The organism is Pseudomonas oryzihabitans (assembly GCF_032027545.1).
GTDB lineage: Bacteria > Pseudomonadota > Gammaproteobacteria > Pseudomonadales > Pseudomonadaceae > Chryseomonas > Chryseomonas oryzihabitans_F.
The window spans coordinates 368563-388961 of sequence record NZ_JAVSJB010000003.1; the positions used below are offsets into that span (position 1 = coordinate 368563).

Annotated in this window: 19 protein-coding genes; 8 read left to right on the plus strand and 11 right to left on the minus strand. The window is 65.1% G+C overall.

Annotated elements, in window-relative coordinates:
* Positions 1-10 precede the first annotated feature (10 nt).
* From aroB to RND78_RS06650, 7 genes are read right to left on the minus strand one after another with little or no spacing between them, the layout of a single operon-like run.
* On the minus strand, positions 11-1105 hold the full coding sequence (gene aroB, locus RND78_RS06620) for a 3-dehydroquinate synthase (RefSeq protein ID WP_312726998.1): 1095 nt from the start codon (positions 1103-1105) through the stop codon (positions 11-13).
* Between the two features lie 52 nt (positions 1106-1157).
* A complete protein-coding gene (gene aroK / locus RND78_RS06625; protein ID WP_295467463.1) occupies positions 1158-1676 on the minus strand; it encodes a shikimate kinase AroK in 519 nt (172 codons plus the stop codon).
* Positions 1677-1681: 5 nt separating this feature from the next.
* Positions 1682-3919, minus strand: a complete 2238-nt coding sequence (pilQ, locus tag RND78_RS06630; RefSeq protein WP_312727003.1) for a type IV pilus secretin PilQ — start codon at positions 3917-3919, stop codon at positions 1682-1684.
* On the minus strand, positions 3920-4438 hold the full coding sequence (locus RND78_RS06635) for a pilus assembly protein PilP (RefSeq protein WP_153014273.1): 519 nt from the start codon (positions 4436-4438) through the stop codon (positions 3920-3922). It lies immediately after the preceding gene.
* Positions 4435-5085: a type 4a pilus biogenesis protein PilO gene (gene pilO, locus RND78_RS06640; protein WP_312727007.1), complete on the minus strand. Its 651-nt coding sequence runs from the start codon at positions 5083-5085 to the stop codon at positions 4435-4437. Before pilO ends, RND78_RS06635 begins: the two co-directional genes overlap by 4 nt.
* Positions 5082-5675, minus strand: a complete 594-nt coding sequence (locus RND78_RS06645) for a PilN domain-containing protein (protein ID WP_059230885.1) — start codon at positions 5673-5675, stop codon at positions 5082-5084. The genes pilO and RND78_RS06645 overlap by 4 nt, the downstream gene beginning before the upstream one ends.
* Positions 5676-6740, minus strand: a complete 1065-nt coding sequence (locus RND78_RS06650; RefSeq protein WP_312727011.1) for a pilus assembly protein PilM — start codon at positions 6738-6740, stop codon at positions 5676-5678.
* 167 nt (positions 6741-6907) lie between these two features.
* On the opposite strand from RND78_RS06650, the gene RND78_RS06655 reads away from it, so the two are divergent.
* The gene (locus tag RND78_RS06655; RefSeq protein ID WP_312727014.1) at positions 6908-9328 is read left to right on the plus strand and encodes a penicillin-binding protein 1A; all 2421 of its coding nucleotides are present in this window, start codon (positions 6908-6910) and stop codon (positions 9326-9328) included.
* A gap of 52 nt (positions 9329-9380) precedes the next feature.
* Here RND78_RS06655 and RND78_RS06660 read toward each other — a convergent pair whose 3' ends face one another.
* From RND78_RS06660 to rpmE, 3 genes are all read right to left on the minus strand, one after another.
* Positions 9381-10649 carry a malic enzyme-like NAD(P)-binding protein gene (locus tag RND78_RS06660; protein WP_312727019.1) on the minus strand — a complete coding sequence of 423 codons (1269 nt, stop codon included), beginning with the start codon at positions 10647-10649 and terminating at the stop codon, positions 9381-9383.
* A gap of 112 nt (positions 10650-10761) precedes the next feature.
* Positions 10762-11589, minus strand: coding sequence for a thermonuclease family protein (locus RND78_RS06665; protein ID WP_312727022.1), 828 nt, complete (start codon positions 11587-11589; stop codon positions 10762-10764).
* Positions 11589-11804 (minus strand): 50S ribosomal protein L31, encoded by a 216-nt coding sequence (gene rpmE / locus RND78_RS06670; RefSeq protein ID WP_007161618.1) that lies wholly within the window; start codon positions 11802-11804, stop codon positions 11589-11591. The genes RND78_RS06665 and rpmE overlap by 1 nt, the downstream gene beginning before the upstream one ends.
* Before the next feature lie 157 nt (positions 11805-11961).
* On the opposite strand from rpmE, the gene RND78_RS06675 reads away from it, so the two are divergent.
* From RND78_RS06675 to RND78_RS06705, 7 genes are all read left to right on the plus strand, one after another.
* Entirely contained in the window at positions 11962-14175 is a 2214-nt protein-coding gene (locus RND78_RS06675; RefSeq protein WP_312727024.1) for a primosomal protein N', read from the plus strand.
* 96 nt (positions 14176-14271) lie between these two features.
* Positions 14272-16029, plus strand: a complete 1758-nt coding sequence (argS, locus tag RND78_RS06680; RefSeq protein ID WP_312727025.1) for an arginine--tRNA ligase — start codon at positions 14272-14274, stop codon at positions 16027-16029.
* Positions 16030-16047: 18 nt separating this feature from the next.
* Positions 16048-16788 carry an SPOR domain-containing protein gene (locus RND78_RS06685; RefSeq protein WP_312727027.1) on the plus strand — a complete coding sequence of 247 codons (741 nt, stop codon included), beginning with the start codon at positions 16048-16050 and terminating at the stop codon, positions 16786-16788.
* Between the two features lie 100 nt (positions 16789-16888).
* The gene (gene hslV / locus RND78_RS06690) at positions 16889-17422 is read left to right on the plus strand and encodes an ATP-dependent protease subunit HslV (protein ID WP_058764934.1); all 534 of its coding nucleotides are present in this window, start codon (positions 16889-16891) and stop codon (positions 17420-17422) included.
* Positions 17423-17441: 19 nt separating this feature from the next.
* Positions 17442-18791 carry an ATP-dependent protease ATPase subunit HslU gene (gene hslU, locus RND78_RS06695; protein ID WP_312727029.1) on the plus strand — a complete coding sequence of 450 codons (1350 nt, stop codon included), beginning with the start codon at positions 17442-17444 and terminating at the stop codon, positions 18789-18791.
* Positions 18792-18917: 126 nt separating this feature from the next.
* Complete coding sequence (locus RND78_RS06700) at positions 18918-19289, plus strand: DUF971 domain-containing protein (protein ID WP_312727032.1); 372 nt, start codon at positions 18918-18920, stop codon at positions 19287-19289.
* Positions 19290-19356: 67 nt separating this feature from the next.
* Complete coding sequence (locus tag RND78_RS06705) at positions 19357-19986, plus strand: LysE family translocator (protein ID WP_312727034.1); 630 nt, start codon at positions 19357-19359, stop codon at positions 19984-19986.
* A 43-nt stretch (positions 19987-20029) separates the two neighbouring features.
* Here RND78_RS06705 and RND78_RS06710 read toward each other — a convergent pair whose 3' ends face one another.
* Entirely contained in the window at positions 20030-20308 is a 279-nt protein-coding gene (locus RND78_RS06710) for a polyhydroxyalkanoic acid system family protein (protein ID WP_312727037.1), read from the minus strand.
* Between the last annotated feature and the right edge of the window lie 91 nt (positions 20309-20399).

The window sequence follows — 20399 nt, forward strand, 5'->3', positions numbered from 1 at the left end:
CTTGTTCTCCTTACTGGGCGGTCAGCGCTTGGTAATCGGTACGCAGCGTCTGCTCGAGAATGTCGCGGGCGAAGTCGGCGGTCACCACGGCCTGGCCCAGGTCACTGAGCAGCACCAGCCGAAGTTGTCCATCCAGGACCTTCTTGTCCACCGCCATGAGGCGTTCGAAATCGGCCGGCTGCATGTCCGCCGGCGGCACCACGGGAAGCCCTGCCCGCACCAGCAGGCGAATGGCGCGGTCGCGCTGCTCGGTGCTCAACCAGCCCAGCAGCAGGGACATCTGCAACGCCATCACCATTCCGGCCGAGACGGCTTCGCCATGCAGCCAGACGCCATAGCCCTGCTGGGTCTCGATGGCATGACCGAAGGTGTGGCCGAAGTTGAGGATCGCCCGCAAGCCCGACTCCCGCTCATCGCTGCCCACCACCGCGGCCTTGGCCGCACAGGAGCGCTCGATGGCCTCGGTGAGCGCCGCTTGGTCGAGGGACAGCAGCGCCTCGACGTGCTCTTCGAGCCAGCCAAGGAAGGGCTCGTCGCAGATCAGGCCGTACTTGATGACTTCGGCCAGACCCGCCGACAACTCGCGCGCCGGCAGGGTGGACAGGCTGTCGGTATCGATGACCACCGCCTTGGGCTGGTAGAAGGCACCGATCATGTTCTTACCCAGCGGGTGGTTGATGCCGGTCTTGCCGCCTACCGAGGAGTCCACCTGGGACAGCAGGGTGGTCGGCACCTGGATGAAGTCCACGCCGCGCTGGTAGCAGGCGGCGGCGAACCCACCCATGTCGCCGATCACCCCGCCACCCAGGGCGATGAGGGTGGTCTTGCGGTCGTGACGGTCCTGCAGCAGGCCGTCGAAGATCAGCTGCAGGGTTTCCCAATTCTTGTGCGCCTCGCCATCGGGCAGCACGATCGAACTGATCGGCCGGTCGCCCAGTGTCTGTATCAGACGCTCCAGATAGAGCGGTGCGATGGTGTCGTTGGTGACGATGGCCACCTTGCGCCCGGCGAGATGGGACAGGAAGCATTCCGGCCGATCCAGAAGGCCCTGGCCGATGTAGATCGGGTAGCTGCGCTCACCGAGCTCGACGTGAAGAGTCCGCATGCCGTCACCTTGATTCGAAGGGCGCCTAGCATAGCGCAGAACGCCGCAGGCTTTAATGTGGCGCCAGGGCTTTCAGACGGTCGAGTATCTGCAGGACCACCAGCCGTGGCGGCCGCTCGTCGGTTTCGATGACGATGTCGGCGATCTCGCGATAGAGCGGATCGCGCATGGCCATGAGATTGCGCAGTACCGCCGCCGGATCGGCCGTCTGCAATAACGGTCGGTTGCGATCCCGCGCGGTGCGCTCGATCTGCTGCTCAATGGAGGCATGCAGATAGATCACCCGGCCACCGCGCTTGAGCGCCTGGCGATTGTCCTCACGCAGCACCGCTCCGCCTCCGGTCGCCATGACCAGGCCGTTTTCGGCACACAGGTCGGCGATTGCGGCTCTTTCGCGCTCGCGAAAGCCCTGCTCGCCTTCCACGTCGAAGATCCAGGGAATGTCGGCACCGGTGCGTTCTTCGATTACCTTGTCGGAATCCTTGAACGGCAACCGCAATTCCTTCGCCAGGAGCCGACCGATGGTGCTCTTGCCCGAGCCCATCGGTCCTACCAGAAACAGATTACGCACTTATGTCATCGACCAACCGCTATCGCCTGGTTGTTCATGATACGCGGCGTGAGGAAGATCAGCAGCTCCACTTTGCTATCGGTGACCGCATCCCGGCGGAACAGGCGGCCCACATAGGGAATGTCGCCCAGCATGGGCACCTTGATGGTGGACCGGGTCTGGGTATTGGAGAAGACCCCCCCCAGGACGATGGTCTCGCCATCCGCGACCAGCACCTTGGCATTGACTTCGTTCTTGCTGATCGGTGGCACGCCATTCAGGGCATTCTGGTAGTCCGGCGCGTCCTTGTTGACCTTGACCTCCATGATAATGCGATTGTCCGGCGTGATCTGCGGCGTCACCTCCAGCGACAGGGCGGCCTGCTTGAAGCTGGTGCTGGTGGCACCGCTGGAACTGGCCTCCTGGTAGGGAATCTCGGTACCGCGCAGGATCTTGGCCGTCTCCTTGTCGGAGGTGACCACCTTGGGCTGGGAGATGATCTCGCCATTACCGCTCGCCTGCAGGGCGGACAGTTGCAGGTCGAGCATCTTGCCGCCGACCATGAAGCCGATACCGATACCCGAGGTACTGCCGCTGACGCCCATGTCGACGAAGGGCGTCGGCGCCACCCCGCTGGTCGCGGTGTAATTACCGATGGTGGTCGTACCCGGCAAGTAGACTTGGCCTGTCGTCTGGTCGACCGTGGTGGCACCATCCTTGCCGTAGACAGCGAAGTTACCTGACGTTGCAGCGCCGCCCCAACGTACCCCCAGCTGCTTGCTGTAGTCCACATTGGCTTCCACCAGCCGCGCCTCGATCATCACCTGGCGCACCGGGATGTCCAGCTGGGAGACGATCCGCCGCAGCTCGTCCAGGCGGTTCTGGGTCTGGTAGGCGATGATGCTGTTGGTACGCTCGTCCACCGAGATGGAGCCACGCTCGTCCGCGGTCTTGTCGGCACTGGTGACCGACTGGAACAGCTTGGCGATGTCGGCAGCCTTGGCGTAGTTGACCTGGATGAGATCACGGCGCAAGGGGGCCAGTTGCTGGATCTGCTTCTGGGACTCCAGCTCCTGGCGCTCGCGGGCCGCGATCTCGTCGGCCGGGGCCACCAGCAGTACGTTGCCGATCTGGCGCTTGTCCAGACCCTTGGTCTTGAGGATCAGGTCCAGGGCCTGGTCCCAAGGCACGTTCTGCAGGCGCAGGGTGATATTGCCCTGCACGGTGTCGCTCGCCACCAGGTTGAGGTTGGTGAAGTCAGCGATCAACTGCAGCACCGAGCGCACGTCGATATCCTGGAAGTTGAGCGACAGCTTCTCGCCGGTGTAGGTGAAGCGATCGGCGGCGCGCTTTTCCTTCTCCTCGGTGGTGAGCGGCTTGACGCTCAGGGTCAGGCGATTGTTGGTCTGGTAGGCCAGGTAGTCGTAGGTGCCGGTCGGCTCGATGACGATGGAAGCGCCGCTGCTGTCAGCCGAGGCATTGACGAACTGCACCGGGGTGGCGAAATCCTTGACGTCCAGCCGCACGCGCAATTCCTCGGGCAGCTGGGTACCGGCGAAGGCCAGGCGGATCTTGCCGCCTTGCTCCTGGATGTCCGGATTGATGCCGGTCTCGCTCAGGTCGATGACCACGTTGCCCTCACCCTGGGGACCCCGCTGGAAATCGATATGGCGGATCGCCTTGCCACGCAGTTGCGGCCGGGCAGCGGTCATGGCCGCCACGCTGGAAGTGGCTGGCGTGGCTGGCGAGACCGTCCGGGCCACGCCGCCCGTCGTCGGGGCCGTCACGGTGGCAGGCGCGGCAGCGCGCGGCAGATTGGGCGTCAGGCCACTCTGGGCGGCGGCCATCTGACCGCCCGCCGTGCCACCGATGGTGACGAAGAGATTGCGCCCGTCGACACGGGTATCGTAGCTGGCCAGATTGGTGAGGTTGATGATCAGCCGGGTGCGGTTGCCCGCCTCGACCACCGTCACGCTGCGGGCATTGCCGTTGCCCAGGTCGCGGCTCTTGGTGCCCAGCTTGTTGGCTACCCCGGGCAGGTCCAGGGCGATACGTGCCGGCTGCTCGATGGTATAGCCCTTGGGCACGGCGACCGGCTGGTCGAAGGTCAGCTTGAGCTCGACGCGATCCCCGGGCAGGGAGGCGACGTTCAAGGCCTGCAGATCCGCCGCCAGGACCTGGCCGGCCAGGCTGCTCAGCAGCAGGGCCAGGCCCAGTCCCAGTCGTCCCGCGATAGTAGTGTTCACAGTGCTCGCCCTGCCCATTTAAGTCTTTTCCTTCAAGGTGATGGTGCGCGGCCGTTCCAGCCAGCCACCCTCGCCATCCGGGACGATTTCGATCACGTCGATCTCACCGTCGGTAATCTTGGTGATGCGTCCGTCGTTACGCCCCAGGTAATCCCCTACCTTGACGCGATGCACGCCGCCAGCACCGTTGACCAGCGCATAGCGGCCACTGGCGTTGGCCAGGATGCCCACCATGCTGAAGGTTTCGATATTGAAGCCTTCGAGAAACTGCTTGGGCCGATTCACGTCGGGCTTGATGTTGCCGGTACCGCGCTGACGCACCGTGGGATCGATGCGCACCGGTGCCTGGAAGGGGCTACGCAGTGCGGCTGCGGCATAGGTGAAGGGCTCGTAGGCGCGAAACTGCGGCAGCGGCTCGATGGAGCCCCGCGGCTTGGCACGGGTCTCGTCCATGAACGCCTGCAGGTCGCTGGTATCGCTGGAACCGCAACCGACCAGTACGGTGGTCAGCAGGCAGAGCAACAGGGGCGTTCTCATTTGCCGAGCCCCTTGTCGTTATAGCGATAGGTCTTGGCCAGGACGTTCATGCGCAACTTGCCACCGCCGCCGGAAACGGAACCGCCATTGGCATTCTTGTCATCCACCGGTTTGAGATCGAAGTCATGCAGGGTGACGATGCGCGGCAGGCTGGACACGCTGCTGACGAAGGTCGCCAGGTCATGATAGCTACCGACGACGGTGATCTGGATCGGCAATTCGACATAGAACTGCTGTGTCACCTCCGGCAGCAGCTTGATCTGCTCGAACTCGAGACCACTGCCAAGGCCGGTACGGGTGATGTCTTCCAGCAGCGCTGGCACCTCGGTGTCGCCCGGCAATTGACGCAGCAGGGCGCCGAAGGACTCCTCCATCTCCACCATCTGTTGCTTGTAGGCGTCGAGATTGGCGGCCTGGAAGGCCTTGCTGGCGTATTGCTGCTTGAGGGCTTCTTCCTGGGACCTCTGGCTGTCCAGCTGCGCTTCCATGTCGCTGAGGTGGAACTGGTAGCCGAGCAGCAGCACCACCAGCACGATCAGCAGGCAGGCGATGACCTTGATCGGCTTGGGCCAGGAACCGAGGTTCTCGAAGTCCAGGTCATTGATGTCGATCTTGCGCAGACTGGCCAGGGAATCGGCGAGACTCATGGTTTGCCTCCCTTGGCGAGCGGTGCCGGCGTGGGCGCAGGACCACCGGGCTGGGTCTGCTTGACGGTGAGCTGGAAGGTGTTGGCCTGGTCCACCGCACCCGCGGTGGTCGCCTTCACCTCGATCAGCGTAGGCGAGGCGAACCAGTCCGAGGCATCCAGATTACGCATCAGGTTGGAGACCCGGTTATTGGATTCCGCCTCGCCACTGATCGACAGGGTGTCGCCCTGCATCTTCAGCTCGCGGAAGAACACGCCGTCCGGCAGCGTCCGCACCAGTTGATCGAACACATGGCCGATGACCGGGCGGTTGCCCTGCAGGTCCTGGATGATCTTCATCCGCGCCAGCAACTGCTGGCGCCGGGTCTTGAGCTCGCTGATCTCCTTGATGCGGACGTCCAGCTGGGCGATGTTCTGCTGGATGAAGGCATTGCGCGCCTCCTGCCGGGCGATTTCCCCGGACAGGTACTGATCGGCGAGGAACACGGCGCCGCACGAGAGCACGAAGATGCCGCCCAGGATCACCAGGAACTGCTTGCGCCTTTCTTCGCGCAGCTGTTCCCGCCAGGGCAAGAGGTTGATGCGGGCCATCTAGTCGAAACTCCTCATGGCCAGGCCACAGGCGATCATCAGCGCCGGGGCATCCCCTGTCAGGGCCGCCGCGTTGACCTTGTTGCTGACGGTCATGTCGGCAAAGGGGTTGGCGAGGACGGTCGGGGTGCCGATTTTCTGCTGGATCAAGCGGTCGAGTCCGGAAATTGACGCTGTTCCTCCCGCAAGCAAGATGTAGTCCACATCATTGTATTGCCCGGCGGCGAAGAAGAACTGCAGCGAGCGCGCCACCTGCTGCACCACCGCCTCGCGGAAGGGGGTCAGGACCTCGCTCTGGTAATCGTCCGGCAGCCCGCCCTGTTTCTTGGCCAGGCCGGCCTCTTCCACCGACAGGCCATAGCGCCGCTGGATTTCCTCGGTCAGCTGACGACCGCCGAACAGCTGCTCGCGGGTATAGATGGTCTTGCCGTTGTGCAGCACGCTCAGGGTGGTCATGGTGGCGCCGATGTCGACGACCGCCACGGTCAGGTCATCGACGTGGCCACCCAGCTGGTTGGCGAGCAACTGGTAGGCCCGCTCCATGGCATAGGCCTCGACGTCGACCACCTTGGCCGAGACGCCAGCCAGCGCCAGCGCCGCCTCCCGGACCTCGACGTTTTCCTTCCGGCAGGCAGCGAGCAGCACCTCGACGCGCTCGGCGTTACGCGGCGACGGCCCCTGCACCTCGAAGTCGATGGCGACCTCGTCCAGCGGGTAGGGGATGTACTGGTCGGCTTCGAGCTTGATCTGGTTTTCCAGCTCGTCGTCGGACAGGCCGGCATCCATCTCGATGGTCTTGGCGATCACCGCCGATCCCGAGACGGCCACCGCCGCGCTGCGGGCGGAGGTGCGTGCCTTCACCAGCAACCGCCCGATGGCCAGGCCGACGCCTTCCAGCTCGGCGATGTTCTTCTCGACCACGGCATTGGCTGGCAAGGGTTCCACCGCATAGGCCTCGACGCGATAGCGCCCGCCCGAACGGCTCAACTCGATGAGTTTCACGGATGTCGAACTGACGTCGATACCCAGCAGCGTATTCGCCTTCTTTCTGAATAGCCCTAGCACATCAGTTCCCTATGAGCGACGGTGGTGTTCCGCGGACGCGCATTAGATAACAGACTTGACACCCGAGCAAATAGCGGCCAACCGCCAAACGCGCCTATAATGGCGACGCCGTGTAGGCTGACCGTCGCCTGTCGCCCTTTCCCTCTTTCCATTCGAAAAGTCTCTTGATGCGTGTTCTGAAGTTTTTCTGGTGGTCGCTGGTCGCCCTGGTCTGCAGCCTGTTGCTGGGCCTGAGCGGCGCCTTCCTCTACCTCAGCCCCAGCCTGCCCTCCATCGACGCCCTGCGTAACGTCCAGCTGCAGATCCCGCTGCGGGTGTACAGCGCCGATGGCAAACTCATCGCCGAATTCGGTGAGATGCGCCGCTCGCCGCTGCGCTTCAGCGAAATTCCGCCCGATTTCATCCATGCCCTGCTCTCCGCCGAAGACGACAACTTCGCCAATCATTATGGCGTCGATGTGAAAAGCCTGATGCGCGCGGTGAGCCAGCTGGTCAAGACGGGACACATCCAGACCGGCGGCAGCACCATTACCATGCAGGTCGCCAAGAACTACTTCCTTACCAGCGAGCGTAGCTTCTCGCGCAAATTCACCGAGATTTTGTTGGCCCTGCAAATCGAGCGCCAACTGACCAAGGACGAGATCCTCGAGCTCTACGTCAACAAGATCTACCTGGGTAACCGTGCCTACGGCATCGAGGCCGCCGCCCAGGTCTACTACGGCAAGTCCATCAAGGACCTGACCGTCGCCCAGATGGCGATGATCGCCGGCCTGCCCAAGGCGCCGTCGCGCTACAACCCGGTCGCCAACCCTGAGCGTAGCCTGGAAAGACGCAACTGGATTCTCGAACGCATGTTCAAGCTCGGCTACATCGACCAGGCGGCCTACCAGGCCGGCATCGCCGAGCCGCTCGAGGCCTATCACCACGTCGCCGTACCGGAACTCAACGCCCCCTACATCGCCGAGATGGCGCGGGCGGAAATGGTCGGGCGCTACGGCGGCGACGCCTACACCGACGGCTATCAGGTCTATACCACCATCGACAGCCGGCTGCAGACCTCCGCCTTCGAGGCCGTGCGCGACGGCCTGACCGACTACGACCGCCGCCATGGCTATCGCGGCCCCGAGGCCCAGTGGCCGAACCAGAGTCGCGCCGAGTGGGCCGCCCTGATCCAGAAGCAGCGCATCGTCGGCGGCCAGGACCCGGCCGTGGTTACCCAGGTCGAGAAGAGTGGCATCCTGGTCATGACCCGCGAGGGCAAGGAAGAGGCCGTATCCTGGGAGTCCATGAAGTGGGCCCGCCCCTATCTCAGCGCCAACAGCCTGGGCCCACGCCCGAATGGGCCCGCCGATGTGGTCAAGGTCGGCGACCTGGTTCGCGTGCAGCGCCAGGATGACGGCAGTCTGAAGTTCTCGCAGATTCCCAAGGCGCAGAGCGCCCTGGTGTCCCTCGACCCGCAGGATGGCGCCATTCGTGCGCTGATCGGTGGCTTCTCCTTCGAGCAGAGCAACTACAACCGGGCGACCCAGGCGCGGCGCCAGCCTGGCTCCAGCTTCAAGCCGTTCATCTACAGCGCGGCGCTGGAAAAGGGCTTCACCGCGGCCAGCCTGGTCAACGATGCCCCCATCGTCTTCATGGACGAGAACCCCGACGAAGTCTGGCGCCCCAAGAACGACAACAATACCTTCTTGGGTCCGATCCGGCTGCGCGAGGCGCTGTATCGCTCGCGCAACCTGGTATCCATCCGGGTACTGCAGGCCATCGGCATCGATTACGCACTGGACTACGTCAGCCGCTTCGGCTTCGAGCGCGACCAGTTGCCACGCAACCTGTCCCTCGCCCTGGGCACCCCGGGCCTGACCCCGTTGGAGGTCGCCACCGGCTGGTCGGTGTTCGCCAACGAGGGCTACAAGGTGACGCCCTATGTGGTCGACCATGTGACCGACCGCGACGGCAAGGTGGTCTATCGTGCCGCGCCGCCGCGCGTCCCCCAGCAGCCCCAGGCGCAGGCGGCAGCGGGCGTCCAGGTCACGCCAGCGACGGATACCGCCACGGCAGACCCCGCCAACCCGGCCCAAGTGTTCGCCCCCCAGGTGATCGATCCGCGCAATGCCTACATCATGAACAGCATGCTGCAGGACGTGATCAAGCGCGGCACCGGCCGCAAGGCGCTGGAGCTGGGACGCAACGACCTGGCCGGCAAGACCGGGACCACCAACGAATCCAAGGACACCTGGTTCTCCGGCTACAACGGTGACTACGTGACCACGGTATGGGCGGGCTTCGACCAGCCCGACACCTTGGGCCGCCAGGAATTCGGGGGTACCGTCGCCCTGCCGATCTGGATGAGCTACATGGGAGCCGCGCTCAAGGACAAGCCCGAACACCAGCTCAAGGAACCGGATGGCATCGTCTCGATCCGGGTCGACCCGACCACTGGCCGCGCGGCACCGCCTGGCACGCCAAACGCCTACTTCGAGCTGTTCAAGAGCGAGGACACCCCGCCCAGCCTGGACGAACTGCCCCCTGGGGTCGCGCCCGGCACGCCGCTGCCCTCCAGCGAAACCGTGCCCATGGACATCTTCTGATCCCAGGCCAATAAAAAACCCCGCCGAGGCGGGTTTTTTATTGCACCGAGACTTACTTGGCGAAGACGTCGTCCACCGACTTCAGCGGATAGTTCGACGGATAGGGCAGCGTGGCCACGCCGGTCTCGATGGCGGCCTTGGCCACGGCATCGGATACCAGGGTGATCAGGCGCGCGTCCATCGGCTTGGGAATGATGTACTCGCGACCGAAGCTCAGGCTGTCGACCTGGTAGGCCGCGCAGACTTCCTTGGGCACCGGCAGCTTGGCCAGGTCACGCAGCGCCAGGGCGGCGGCGATCTTCATCTCTTCGTTGATGACCCGGGCACGGACGTCCAGGGCACCACGGAAGATGAAGGGGAAGCCCAGGACGTTGTTGACCTGGTTCGGGTAGTCCGAACGACCGGTGGCCATGATCACGTCATCGCGGGTGGCGTGGGCCAGCTCGGGGGTGATTTCCGGATCCGGGTTGGAGCAGGCGAAGACGATGGGGTTGGCCGCCATGCGCTTGAGGCCTTCGGCCGACAGCAGGTTCGGGCCGGACAGACCGACGAAGACATCGGCCCCCTCGAGGGCGTCGTCCAGGGTGCGCTTATCGGTCTCGGTGGCGAAGGTCGCCTTGTACTGGTTCAGGTCGTTGCGGCCGCTGTGGACCACGCCCTGACGGTCGACCATGTAGATGTTCTCGACCTTGGCACCCATGCTGGCCAACAGGCGCATGCAGGAGATGGCGGCGGCACCGGCACCCAGGCAGACGATCTTGGCGTCTTCCAGGCGCTTGCCGGCGATTTCCAGGGCGTTGAGCATGCCGGCGGCGGTGACGATGGCGGTGCCGTGTTGGTCATCGTGGAAGACCGGGATGTCGCACTGCTCGATCAGGGCGCGCTCGATCTCGAAGCACTCGGGTGCCTTGATGTCTTCCAGGTTGATGCCGCCGAAGGTGATTGAGATGCGCTTGACGGTATCGATGAAGGCCTGGGGGCTCTCGGCGTCGACCTCGATGTCGAAGACGTCCACACCGGCGAAGCGTTTGAACAGCACGCCCTTGCCTTCCATCACCGGCTTGGAGGCCAGCGGGCCGAGGTTGCCCAGGCCGAGGATGGCGGTGCCGTCGGAGATCACGGCGACCAGGTTGCCCTTGCCGGTGTAGCGGTAGGCCAGCTCGGGATCGCGGCCGATCTCGCGGACCGGTTCAGCGACGCCGGGGCTGTAGGCCAGGGAAAGGTCACGGGCAGTCGCGGTGGGCTTGGTCAACTCGACGCTGAGTTTGCCGGGGCGCGGCTGGGCATGGTATTCGAGGGCGGCGGTTTTGAGATCAGACATTATTGGTATATCCGCGTGGTGTGGGTCTTGGGTCGGGCGAGAATACGCAAAGACTCAAGGTGCCACAAGCAATCGGCCACATGCCTGAAATCAATCGCAATACGACTTTCGGCTAAAACGATTCAACCCGCAGACCCAGCATGTGCGGGTCGCTCAAGGTCATCTGCCAACGCGCTCGCCCCGGCTCCTTGCGCCGACTGCGATCGGAAATCCAGCCACGCGCTTCGAGGTTGCGGCCGATCCACTGCCGCAGCGGTACACCGTCGAAGGCGTCGACGAAACGATTGGGGACATTGACCACCAGGTCGCCTTCGAACTGCAGCCAGAGGCCACCGCGATTGCGTTCGACGTCCTGCAGGCGGCCCTGCACCACGGCGAAACCGCCTTCGGCGATACGGGTGGCGGCTATGGTCGGATCCTGCTTCCATACGCCGAGGCGTGCCTGGCGCGCTGTGCTTTCCGCCGCCGCCTGGCAGGCGGCCAGCCGGGTATTGGGCGCGATGGCCACCGCGTAGCCGAGGCCTTCGGCGATCAGCTGCGCCTCGAGATTGCGGCCCTGGCGGTCATAGAGGTGCGCCAGGGTACGGCCGAAGCGGTCGGCTTCCTCGACACCCTGGACCAGCGTGAGGCGCTCGTCGCTGGCCTCGACCAGCGCCTGCAGACGTCGCCGGGCGGCTTCGGCGTAAGGCTGGGCCGTACCGCCCGACTTGCCCAGCTCGGGAGCATTGACGCCGATCAGGCGTACGGAGCGACCGTCGACCAGGCGCAGGGTGTCGCCGTCCACCACCTGCTGGACCGTCACCTCCTGCCCATTCGGCAGCAGGGGGCACGCCACGGCCAGGGCCTGCGGCGCCGCAACCAGGGCCCAAACGAAAAAGGCGCCCCAGAGGGACGCCTTGTTCAGTGTCGAGCCATACGGAGATGGTCGACGACAGCCCATTACTTGCTGCTGCCGAACACGCCGAAGCGCTGCTTGAAACGGTCGATACGGCCGCCAGCGTCCAGGACTTTCTGCTTGCCGGTGTAGAACGGGTGGCATTCGGAGCAGACGTCCAGGTGAATGTTCTTGCTCAGCGTGGAGCGGGTCTTGATGACGTTGCCACAGCTGCAGGTGGCTTCGATGGCATCGTACTGCGGATGGATATCAGCTTTCATGGAACTATCCTCGGGGTCTAGCTGTGCCGCCACCCGACGCCATTGCCGGATACCGCACAGATTTGGGCTGCGAATCATACCAGAGCGGGTAGGCCGTGCAAGCAGCCCTCACACCGCCCGTCTGCTACCATCGGGCTTTACGCCTGCGAGCCCCGCCGTGCCTCCGATCCTGCGCCTGGCCCTGCCTTCCCCGCTGCGTCGCCTGTTCGACTACCTGCCGCCCAAGGGCGCGGCAGCGGAGCAATTGCGCCCGGGGGTGCGCCTGCGAGTCCCCTTCGGTCGCCGCGAGGTGGTCGGGGTACTGATCGAGATCGCCCAGGAAAGCGAGGTCCCCGCGGACAAGCTGCGCCAGGCCCTGCAACTGCTCGACGAACGCCCACCATTGCCGAGCGCCCTGTTCGAACTCTGCCAGTGGTCCGCCCAGTACTACCAGCACAGCCTCGGCGATACCTTGAGCTGGGCACTTCCTGCCCTTTTGCGTCAGGGAGAGCCAGCGGAGCGTCGGCTGCAACGCTTCTGGATCGCCCAGCCCGACGCCCGTCCGGAAGATCCGCGCCTGGCCCGGGCACCGCGGCAGCGCGAGGCGCTCAAGACCCTACGCCAGCACCCCCATGGCGTGCTGCACGAATTGCTCGGCCAGCTCGGCCTGGTCAAGGACAGTCTCGATCTCCTGCAGGCCAAGGGCCTGGTCAAGGTGGAGACCCGCTATCACCAGCCGACCCGGCACCAGGGCTCCTGGCTCGCCCAGGCCGAATTGCCGCTCAACAGCGAACAGCGGCTGGCCTATGAGGCGGTTCGCGCCGGCAGTGGTTTCCACTGCTATCTATTGGAGGGAGTAACCGGCAGCGGCAAGACCGAGGTCTATCTGCAACTGATCCGGGCCACCTTGGAAGCGGGACGCCAGGCGCTGCTGCTGATCCCGGAGATCAACCTGGGGCCCCAGACCCTGGGGCGCTTCGAGCAGCGCTTCAATGCCCGCATCGCCCTGCTGCATTCGGCGCTGACCGATCGCGAGCGCATGGATATCTGGCTGGCCGCCCGCGATGGCGAGGTGGACATCGTGGTGGGCACCCGCTCGGCGCTGTTCACTCCGCTCAAGCATCTCGGACTGCTCATCGTCGACGAAGAACACGACGCCTCCTATAAACAGCAGGAGGGGCTGAGGTATCACGCCCGCGACCTGGCGGTGGTCCGCGCTCGCTTCGAGAATCTGCCGGTGGTGCTGGGTTCGGCCACGCCGTCATTGGAAAGCCTGCACAACGCCGACCAGGGGCGCTACGCCCATCTGCGCCTGTCGCTGCGCGCCGGTGGAGCCCAGCCGCCGCGCTTCGAGCGCCTGGACGTGCGCAGTCGACCGCTGGACAGCGGCCTGTCGCAACCATTGCTCAAGGCCATGGGGGCCACCCTCGAACGCGGCCAGCAGGTACTGGTGTTCCTCAACCGCCGCGGCTTCGCCCCCACCCTGCTCTGCCACGACTGCGGCTGGCTGGCCCAGTGCCCCCGCTGCGATGCACGCATGACCTATCACCGTGGCTCTGGCGAGCTGCGCTGCCACCATTGCGATCATCGCCAGGTACCACCGCGTCACTGTCCGTCCTGTGGCAAGCTGGATCTGCGCCCGGTAGGCGCCGGTACCGAACGCGCCGAGGAACGGCTGCAGTTGCTGTTCCCGGACGTGCCGGTGCTGCGCATCGACCGCGACACCACGGCACGCAAGGATGCCCTGGGCAAGCTGTTGCGCACCATTCACAGCGGCACGCCCTGCATCCTGGTCGGCACCCAGATGCTCGCCAAGGGACACCACTTCCCCAAGGTGACCCTGGTCGCCGTGCTGGACGCCGACAGCGGGCTGTTTTCCGCCGACTTCCGTGCCAGCGAGCGCATGGCGCAACAAATCGTCCAGGTCGCCGGTCGCGCCGGCCGTGCCGAAGAGCCTGGTCAGGTACTGATCCAGACCCACCTGGCCGATCATCCACTGATGGTCCAGCTGGCCGAGGAAGGTTATCCGGCCTTTGCTCGCCAGGCGCTGCAGGAAAGGCGATCCGCCGGACTGCCACCCTTCGCCTATCTGGCGCTGCTGCGCGCCGATGCGCACCGCCAGGATCAGGTGGAGAACTTCCTTGAAGCGGCCTATCACGTCGCCGAAGGACTGGCGGTCAATCTGGCCCTGCCCCAAGTGGAGTTGCTCGGTCCGGTACCGGCGCCAATGGAGCGCCGTGCCGGCCGTCATCGCGCCCAGTTGCTGCTGCAAAGCAGCAGCCGCGCGCCCTTGCACCGGCTGCTGGCGATCTGGGTCGCCCAGCTCGAGAGCCTGCCGGAGGCCCGCCAGGTGCGCTGGTCGCTGGACGTCGATCCCATCGATCTCTTCTAGTGGCACAGGCTTACCATTGGCAAGGCCGGGCCAGCCACGGATAATGCCGGGTTTTCATCGCAGTGCGCGCCCGGCGCACGCCGAAGGCCCAAGATCATGAAAGACAGCATCCGCCAGCTCATCCAGCACGCCCTCGACCGCCTGATCGCCGACGGCACCCTGCCGGCCGACGTCGCCCCGGCCATCCAGGTGGAAAACACCAAGGACAAGAGCCACGGCGACTTCGCCAGCAACGTCGCCCTGTTGCTGGCCAAGCCAGCTCGCGCCAAACCGCGCGACCTGGCCGAGAAGCTGCTGGCTGCCCTGCCCGCCGATCCGTCGGTGAGCAAGGTGGAGATCGCCGGCCCCGGCTTCCTCAACTTCTTCCAGAATCACGCGCAACTGGCCGCGCGGCTGGATGCCGCCTTCGCCGATCCACACCTGGGCGTACCCAAGCACGATCCGCGTCAACGCGTGGTGGTGGACCTGTCTTCGCCGAACCTGGCCAAGGAGATGCACGTCGGCCATCTGCGCTCCACCATCATCGGTGACGCCGTGGCGCGGGTGCTGGAATTCCTCGGCGACGAGGTGATCCGCCAGAACCACGTCGGTGACTGGGGCACCCAGTTCGGCATGCTGCTGGCCTACATGGAAGAGCAGCCCCAGGCCGCCGAGGGCGAGCTGGCCGACCTGGAGATGTTCTACCGCGCCGCCAAGGGCCGCTTCGATGCCTCGCCGGAATTCGCTGCCCGCGCCCGCGAACTGGTGGTGGCGCTGCAGGCGGGCGATGCCCATTGCCTGCGTCTCTGGGAGCGCTTCAATGCCGTCTCCCTGTCCCACTGCCAGGAGGTCTACGACCGCCTCAACGTCAAGCTGACCCCGGCCGACGTCAAGGGCGAGAGCGCCTACAACGACGACCTGGCCCAGGTGGTGGCCGATCTCGACGCCGCCGGCCTGCTCACCGAGAGTGACGGCGCCCGCTGCGTCTTCCTCGACGAATTCAAGAATGCCGAGGGCAATCCCCTGCCGGTGATCGTGCAGAAGGCCGGTGGCGGCTATCTCTATTCCACCACCGACCTGGCCGCCATGCGCTATCGCAGCCGTCAGCTGCACGCCGACCGCGCTCTTTACTTCGTCGACCAACGCCAGGCCCTGCACTTCCAGATGGCCTTCGAGGTCGCGCGCCGCGCAGGCTTCGTCGATCCAGCCATGCAACTGGAGCACATGGGCTTCGGCACCATGAACGGCGCCGACGGCCGCCCCTTCAAGACCCGCGACGGCGGTACCGTGAAGCTGGTCGACCTGCTCGACGAAGCCGAGGAACGCGCCTACCAACTGGTCAAGGAGCGCAATGCCGGACGCGCCGAGCGCGGCGAGACGCCCTTCAGCGAAGACGAACTGCGCCATATCGGCCGCGTGGTGGGCATCGCCTCGGTGAAGTACGCCGACCTGTCCAAGCACCGTACCAGCGACTACAGCTTCAACTTCGAGCAGATGCTCAGCTTCGAGGGCAATACCGCGCCCTATCTGCTGTATGCCTACACCCGGGTCGCCAGTGTCCTGCGCAAGGCCGGGCAGACCGAGCCCACCGGCAGCATCCAACTGGACGCCCCCCAGGAGCAGGACCTGGGCGGCCGCCTGGCGCAATTAGGCGAGATCCTCGGCAGCGTCGCCGACAAGGGCACGCCACACCTGCTGTGCAGCTATCTCTACGACCTGGCCGGCCTGTTCTCCAGCTTCTACGAGAATTGCCCGATCCTGACTGCCGAGGATCCCGAGCTGCGTCAGAGCCGCCTGCGCCTGGCCGCGCTTACCGGGCGTACCCTCAAGCAGGGCCTGGAACTGCTCGGCCTGCATACCCTGGAACGCATGTAAGAGACGGATCCCCGCCTGATGGCCACCAAGAAAGCCCCACCCAAGCGCGGCGCCAGTCGCAACACCTCGGCTCCCAAGAAGCAGCCCTTGCCCGGCTGGGTCTGGCTCGCGTCGGGACTGGCCATTGGCGCCTTCGTGGTCTTCCTGATGAAGCTCGAACCGGGCAACAAGGCGGTGCAGCGTACCAAGCCGGACGAGGGTCGACCGGCGGCCGCGGCGGGCAATGGCAAGGCGCCGGCCGCGGCGGCCAAGAACGAGGCCACTCCTCCGACACCGATCAAGCCCAAGTACGACTTCTACACCCTGTTGCCCGAATCCGAAGTGATCGTGCCGCCGGATGCCGTGCCGCGCAACCCGGCGGCCAAGCCGACCACACCGGCCAAACCGGACGCGACCGCGACGCCTGGCCAAGCCGGCCAGCCCGCTGCCGGCACCACGTCGACCGCCCCGGGCACCACGCCTGGCCAGACCGCCACCACGCCGCCCAAGGAAGCCACCACCAAGCCCCAGCCGCCGGTGACCCTGTTCTTCCTCCAGGCCGGCTCCTTCCGCACCCAGGCCGATGCCGACCGGGTGCGCGCCCAGATCATCATGCTCGGCCAGGACGTGCGGGTGGAGTCGGGCAAGGTCAAGGACGACACCTGGTACCGGGTGCTGGTCGGGCCCTACAGTGATCGCGACCAGCTGACCCAGGCGCAGAAGCAACTCGCCGGCAGTGGGTTCAAGAATCTATTGCTGCAGCAGCGCCGCGGTCACTGATTAGGCGAATCCCTCCCGCGATGCTTGAAGGGCGCCGCGGCCATCCCCATATCTCCGCGTAACCGGGGCTGACTGCCCCAAGCAACGCGGAGAGATTCCCTTGACCACCATCGTTTCTGTACGCCGCAACGGCAAGGTCGTGATCGGCGGCGACGGCCAGGTTTCCCTGGGCAACACCGTCATGAAAGGCAATGCCAAGAAAGTCCGGCGGCTGTACCGAGGCGAGGTGCTGGCCGGTTTCGCTGGCGGTACCGCCGATGCCTTCACCCTCTTCGAGCGCTTCGAGGCGCAACTCGAGAAGCACCAGGGCCACCTGGTCCGTGCCGCCGTCGAACTGGCCAAGGATTGGCGTACCGACCGCGCCCTGCGCCGCCTGGAAGCCATGCTGGCGGTGGCCAACAAGGACGCCTCCCTGATCATCACCGGCAACGGCGACGTGGTGGAACCCGAAGAAGGCCTCATCGCCATGGGTTCCGGTGGCGCCTATGCCCAGGCCGCCGCTCGCGCGCTGCTGATGCACACCGACCTCAGTGCCCGCGAGATCGCCGAGACCGCGCTCAACATCGCCGGTGACATCTGCGTGTTCACCAACCGCAACCTGACCATCGAGGAGCTGGACGCGCCCCAGGCGTGATCCGGTTTAGAGACTGCCCATGTCCATGACCCCCCGCGAGATCGTCCACGAACTCAATCGCCACATCATCGGCCAGGACGACGCCAAGCGCGCCGTGGCCATCGCCCTGCGCAACCGCTGGCGGCGCATGCAGCTGCCCGCCGAGCTGCGCCCCGAGGTCACGCCGAAGAACATCCTGATGATAGGCCCCACGGGTGTGGGCAAGACCGAGATAGCCCGGCGCCTGGCCAAACTGGCCAACGCGCCCTTCCTCAAGGTGGAAGCCACCAAGTTCACCGAGGTCGGCTATGTCGGCCGCGACGTCGAGTCCATCATCCGTGACCTGGCCGATGCCGCCGTGAAGATGCTGCGCGAACAGGAAATGGTGCGTAACCGCCACCGCGCCGAAGACGCTGCCGAAGAGCGCATCCTCGACGCCCTGCTGCCACCGGCACGCCCCTCGGTAGGCTTCAGCAACGAGCCGCAGCCGGCCGCCACCGATAGCAACACCCGTCAGCTGTTCCGCAAGCGCCTGCGCGAAGGCCAGTTGGACGACAAGGAAATCGACATCGAGGTGGCCGACACCCCGGCCGGCGTCGAGATCATGACCCCGCCTGGCATGGAGGAGATGACCAGCCAGCTGCAGAATCTCTTCGCCGGCATGCAGAAGGGCAAGACCAAGCAGCGCAAGCTCAAGGTCAAGGAAGCCCTCAAGCTGGTGCGCGATGAAGAAGCCGCGCGCCTGGTCAACGAGGAAGAACTCAAGGGCCGTGCCCTGGAGGCCGTCGAGCAGCACGGCATCGTCTTCATCGACGAGATCGACAAGGTCGCCAAGCGCGGCAATACCAGCGGCGCCGATGTCTCCCGCGAGGGCGTACAGCGTGACCTGCTGCCGTTGATCGAAGGCTGCACCGTCAATACCAAGCTGGGCATGGTCAAGACCGACCACATCCTGTTCATCGCCTCGGGTGCCTTCCACCTGTCCAAACCCAGCGACCTGGTGCCGGAGCTGCAGGGTCGCCTGCCGATCCGCGTCGAACTCAAGGCGCTGACCCCGCAGGACTTCGAGCGCATCCTCACCGAGCCCCATGCGTCCCTCACCGAGCAGTATCGTGAACTGCTCAAGACCGAAGGGCTGCACGTGGAGTTCGCCGCCGAAGGCATCACCCGCATCGCCGAGATCGCCTGGCAGGTCAACGAGAAGACCGAGAACATCGGTGCCCGTCGCCTGCACACCCTGCTGGAACGCCTGCTGGAAGAGGTGTCCTTCAGCGCCGCCGATCTCGCCGGCCAGCAGAATGGCGAGCCCATCGTCATCGATGCGGCCTATGTGAACGGCCACCTGGGCGAACTGGCCCAGGACGAAGACCTGTCGCGCTATATACTGTGACGTTAGGCCTTGTGCCTGATTGATCGCGGCCATGGGCCGCTCCTACAAGAAGCATCCCCCTGTAGGAGCGGCCCATGGCCGCGATAGCTCGAAGCAAGGGCTAAAACGCCGCCAAGAGAACCCAGCATGCGCACCCCCACCGCCATCCAGCTCCACAAGGCTTCCAAGACCCTCAGCGTCAGCTACGGCGCGGAAATCTTCGACCTGCCTGCCGAATTCCTGCGGGTACACTCACCCTCGGCCGAGGTCCAAGGGCATGGCAATCCGGTACTGCAATTCGGCAAACAGCACGTCGGCATCACCGCCGTGGAGCCGGCGGGGCGCTACGCCATCAAGCTGACCTTCGACGACGGCCACGACAGCGGCCTGTTCAGCTGGGACTATCTCTATGAATTGGGCAGTCGCCGCGACCAGCTCTGGGCCGATTACCTGGAAAAGCTCGCCCGCGCCGGCAAGACGCGGGATCCCCACGTCAGCGCGGTCAAGCTGATGCTCTGAGGCTACCCCTTGCCGTCCATGCCTGCCTGCATTAGCCTCCCGCTAACCCGCTTGGTAGAGCGCCCCCATGTCATCGGCCCTGATTCTCGCTGCGGTACTAGGCACGCTGCTCGTCGGCGCCATGAGTCCGGGCCCCAGCTTCGTACTCATATCGCGGATTGCCCTGGAGTCGTCACGCCGTAGCGCGTTGGCAGGAGCCCTGGGCATGGGGCTGGGGGCGGCACTCTTCGCCTCCCTGGCACTCCTGGGCTTGACCGCCATTATCCTGAGTGTCGAATGGCTTTACCGGCTGCTGCGTATCGCCGGTGGTCTCTATCTTCTGTACCTGGGTTGGCGGATCTGGCGAGGAGCGAGCAGGCCCCTGGGCGCCGCAGGTACGGCTATCCCAACCGCCACTCAGCCAAGGCGCGCCTTCCTGCTGGGCCTGTTCACCCAACTGAGCAACCCCAAGACAGCGGTCGTCTACGTCAGCGTCTTCGCATCGCTGGTACCACCCTCGACGCCCAGTTGGGTCTTGCTGGCACTGCCGCCCTTGGTCATGGCACTGGAAGCCGGATGGTACGCCATCGTCGCCCTGGCTTTTTCCGCACAGCGTCCACAGACCCTCTACCTACGCGCAAAAGGCAAGATCGACCGCTGCATGGGTGCCCTGTTGGGACTGCTTGGCGGGCGGCTGCTGAGCGACAGCGCCCGCTGAAGACGCTTGATCGGCGAGCCTGACCTTCATCGAGTGCCCCGGCTCAGTTCGCCAGGGCCTTGTCCAGCTTGCGCTCGATTTCCTTTTCGATCTGGCCACTGAGCATCGAGAACATCATCCCCAGGGTCGCCAGCACCCGCACACGGTCTTCCGCCACCTCGATCCGGCCGTCCACGCCACTACGGGCGAACGTCAGGGTGTCGCCCTCCCAGGCGCAGGCCACCCCATAGTCGCGCGTGAGTTTCTCGGCCAGTTGGTCAGCCTTTTGCCGCGCGCTTTCCAGGCCGAGCGAATGACTGCGTTCGATGGTGATCTGGGACATCGGGGAACTCCGGATAAGGGGCCCTGACTATAGCGAGGGCCCGCTACGTCGCCAATCGCGAGAACCGAGCGGTCAGCCCCCGTTTTAGCCG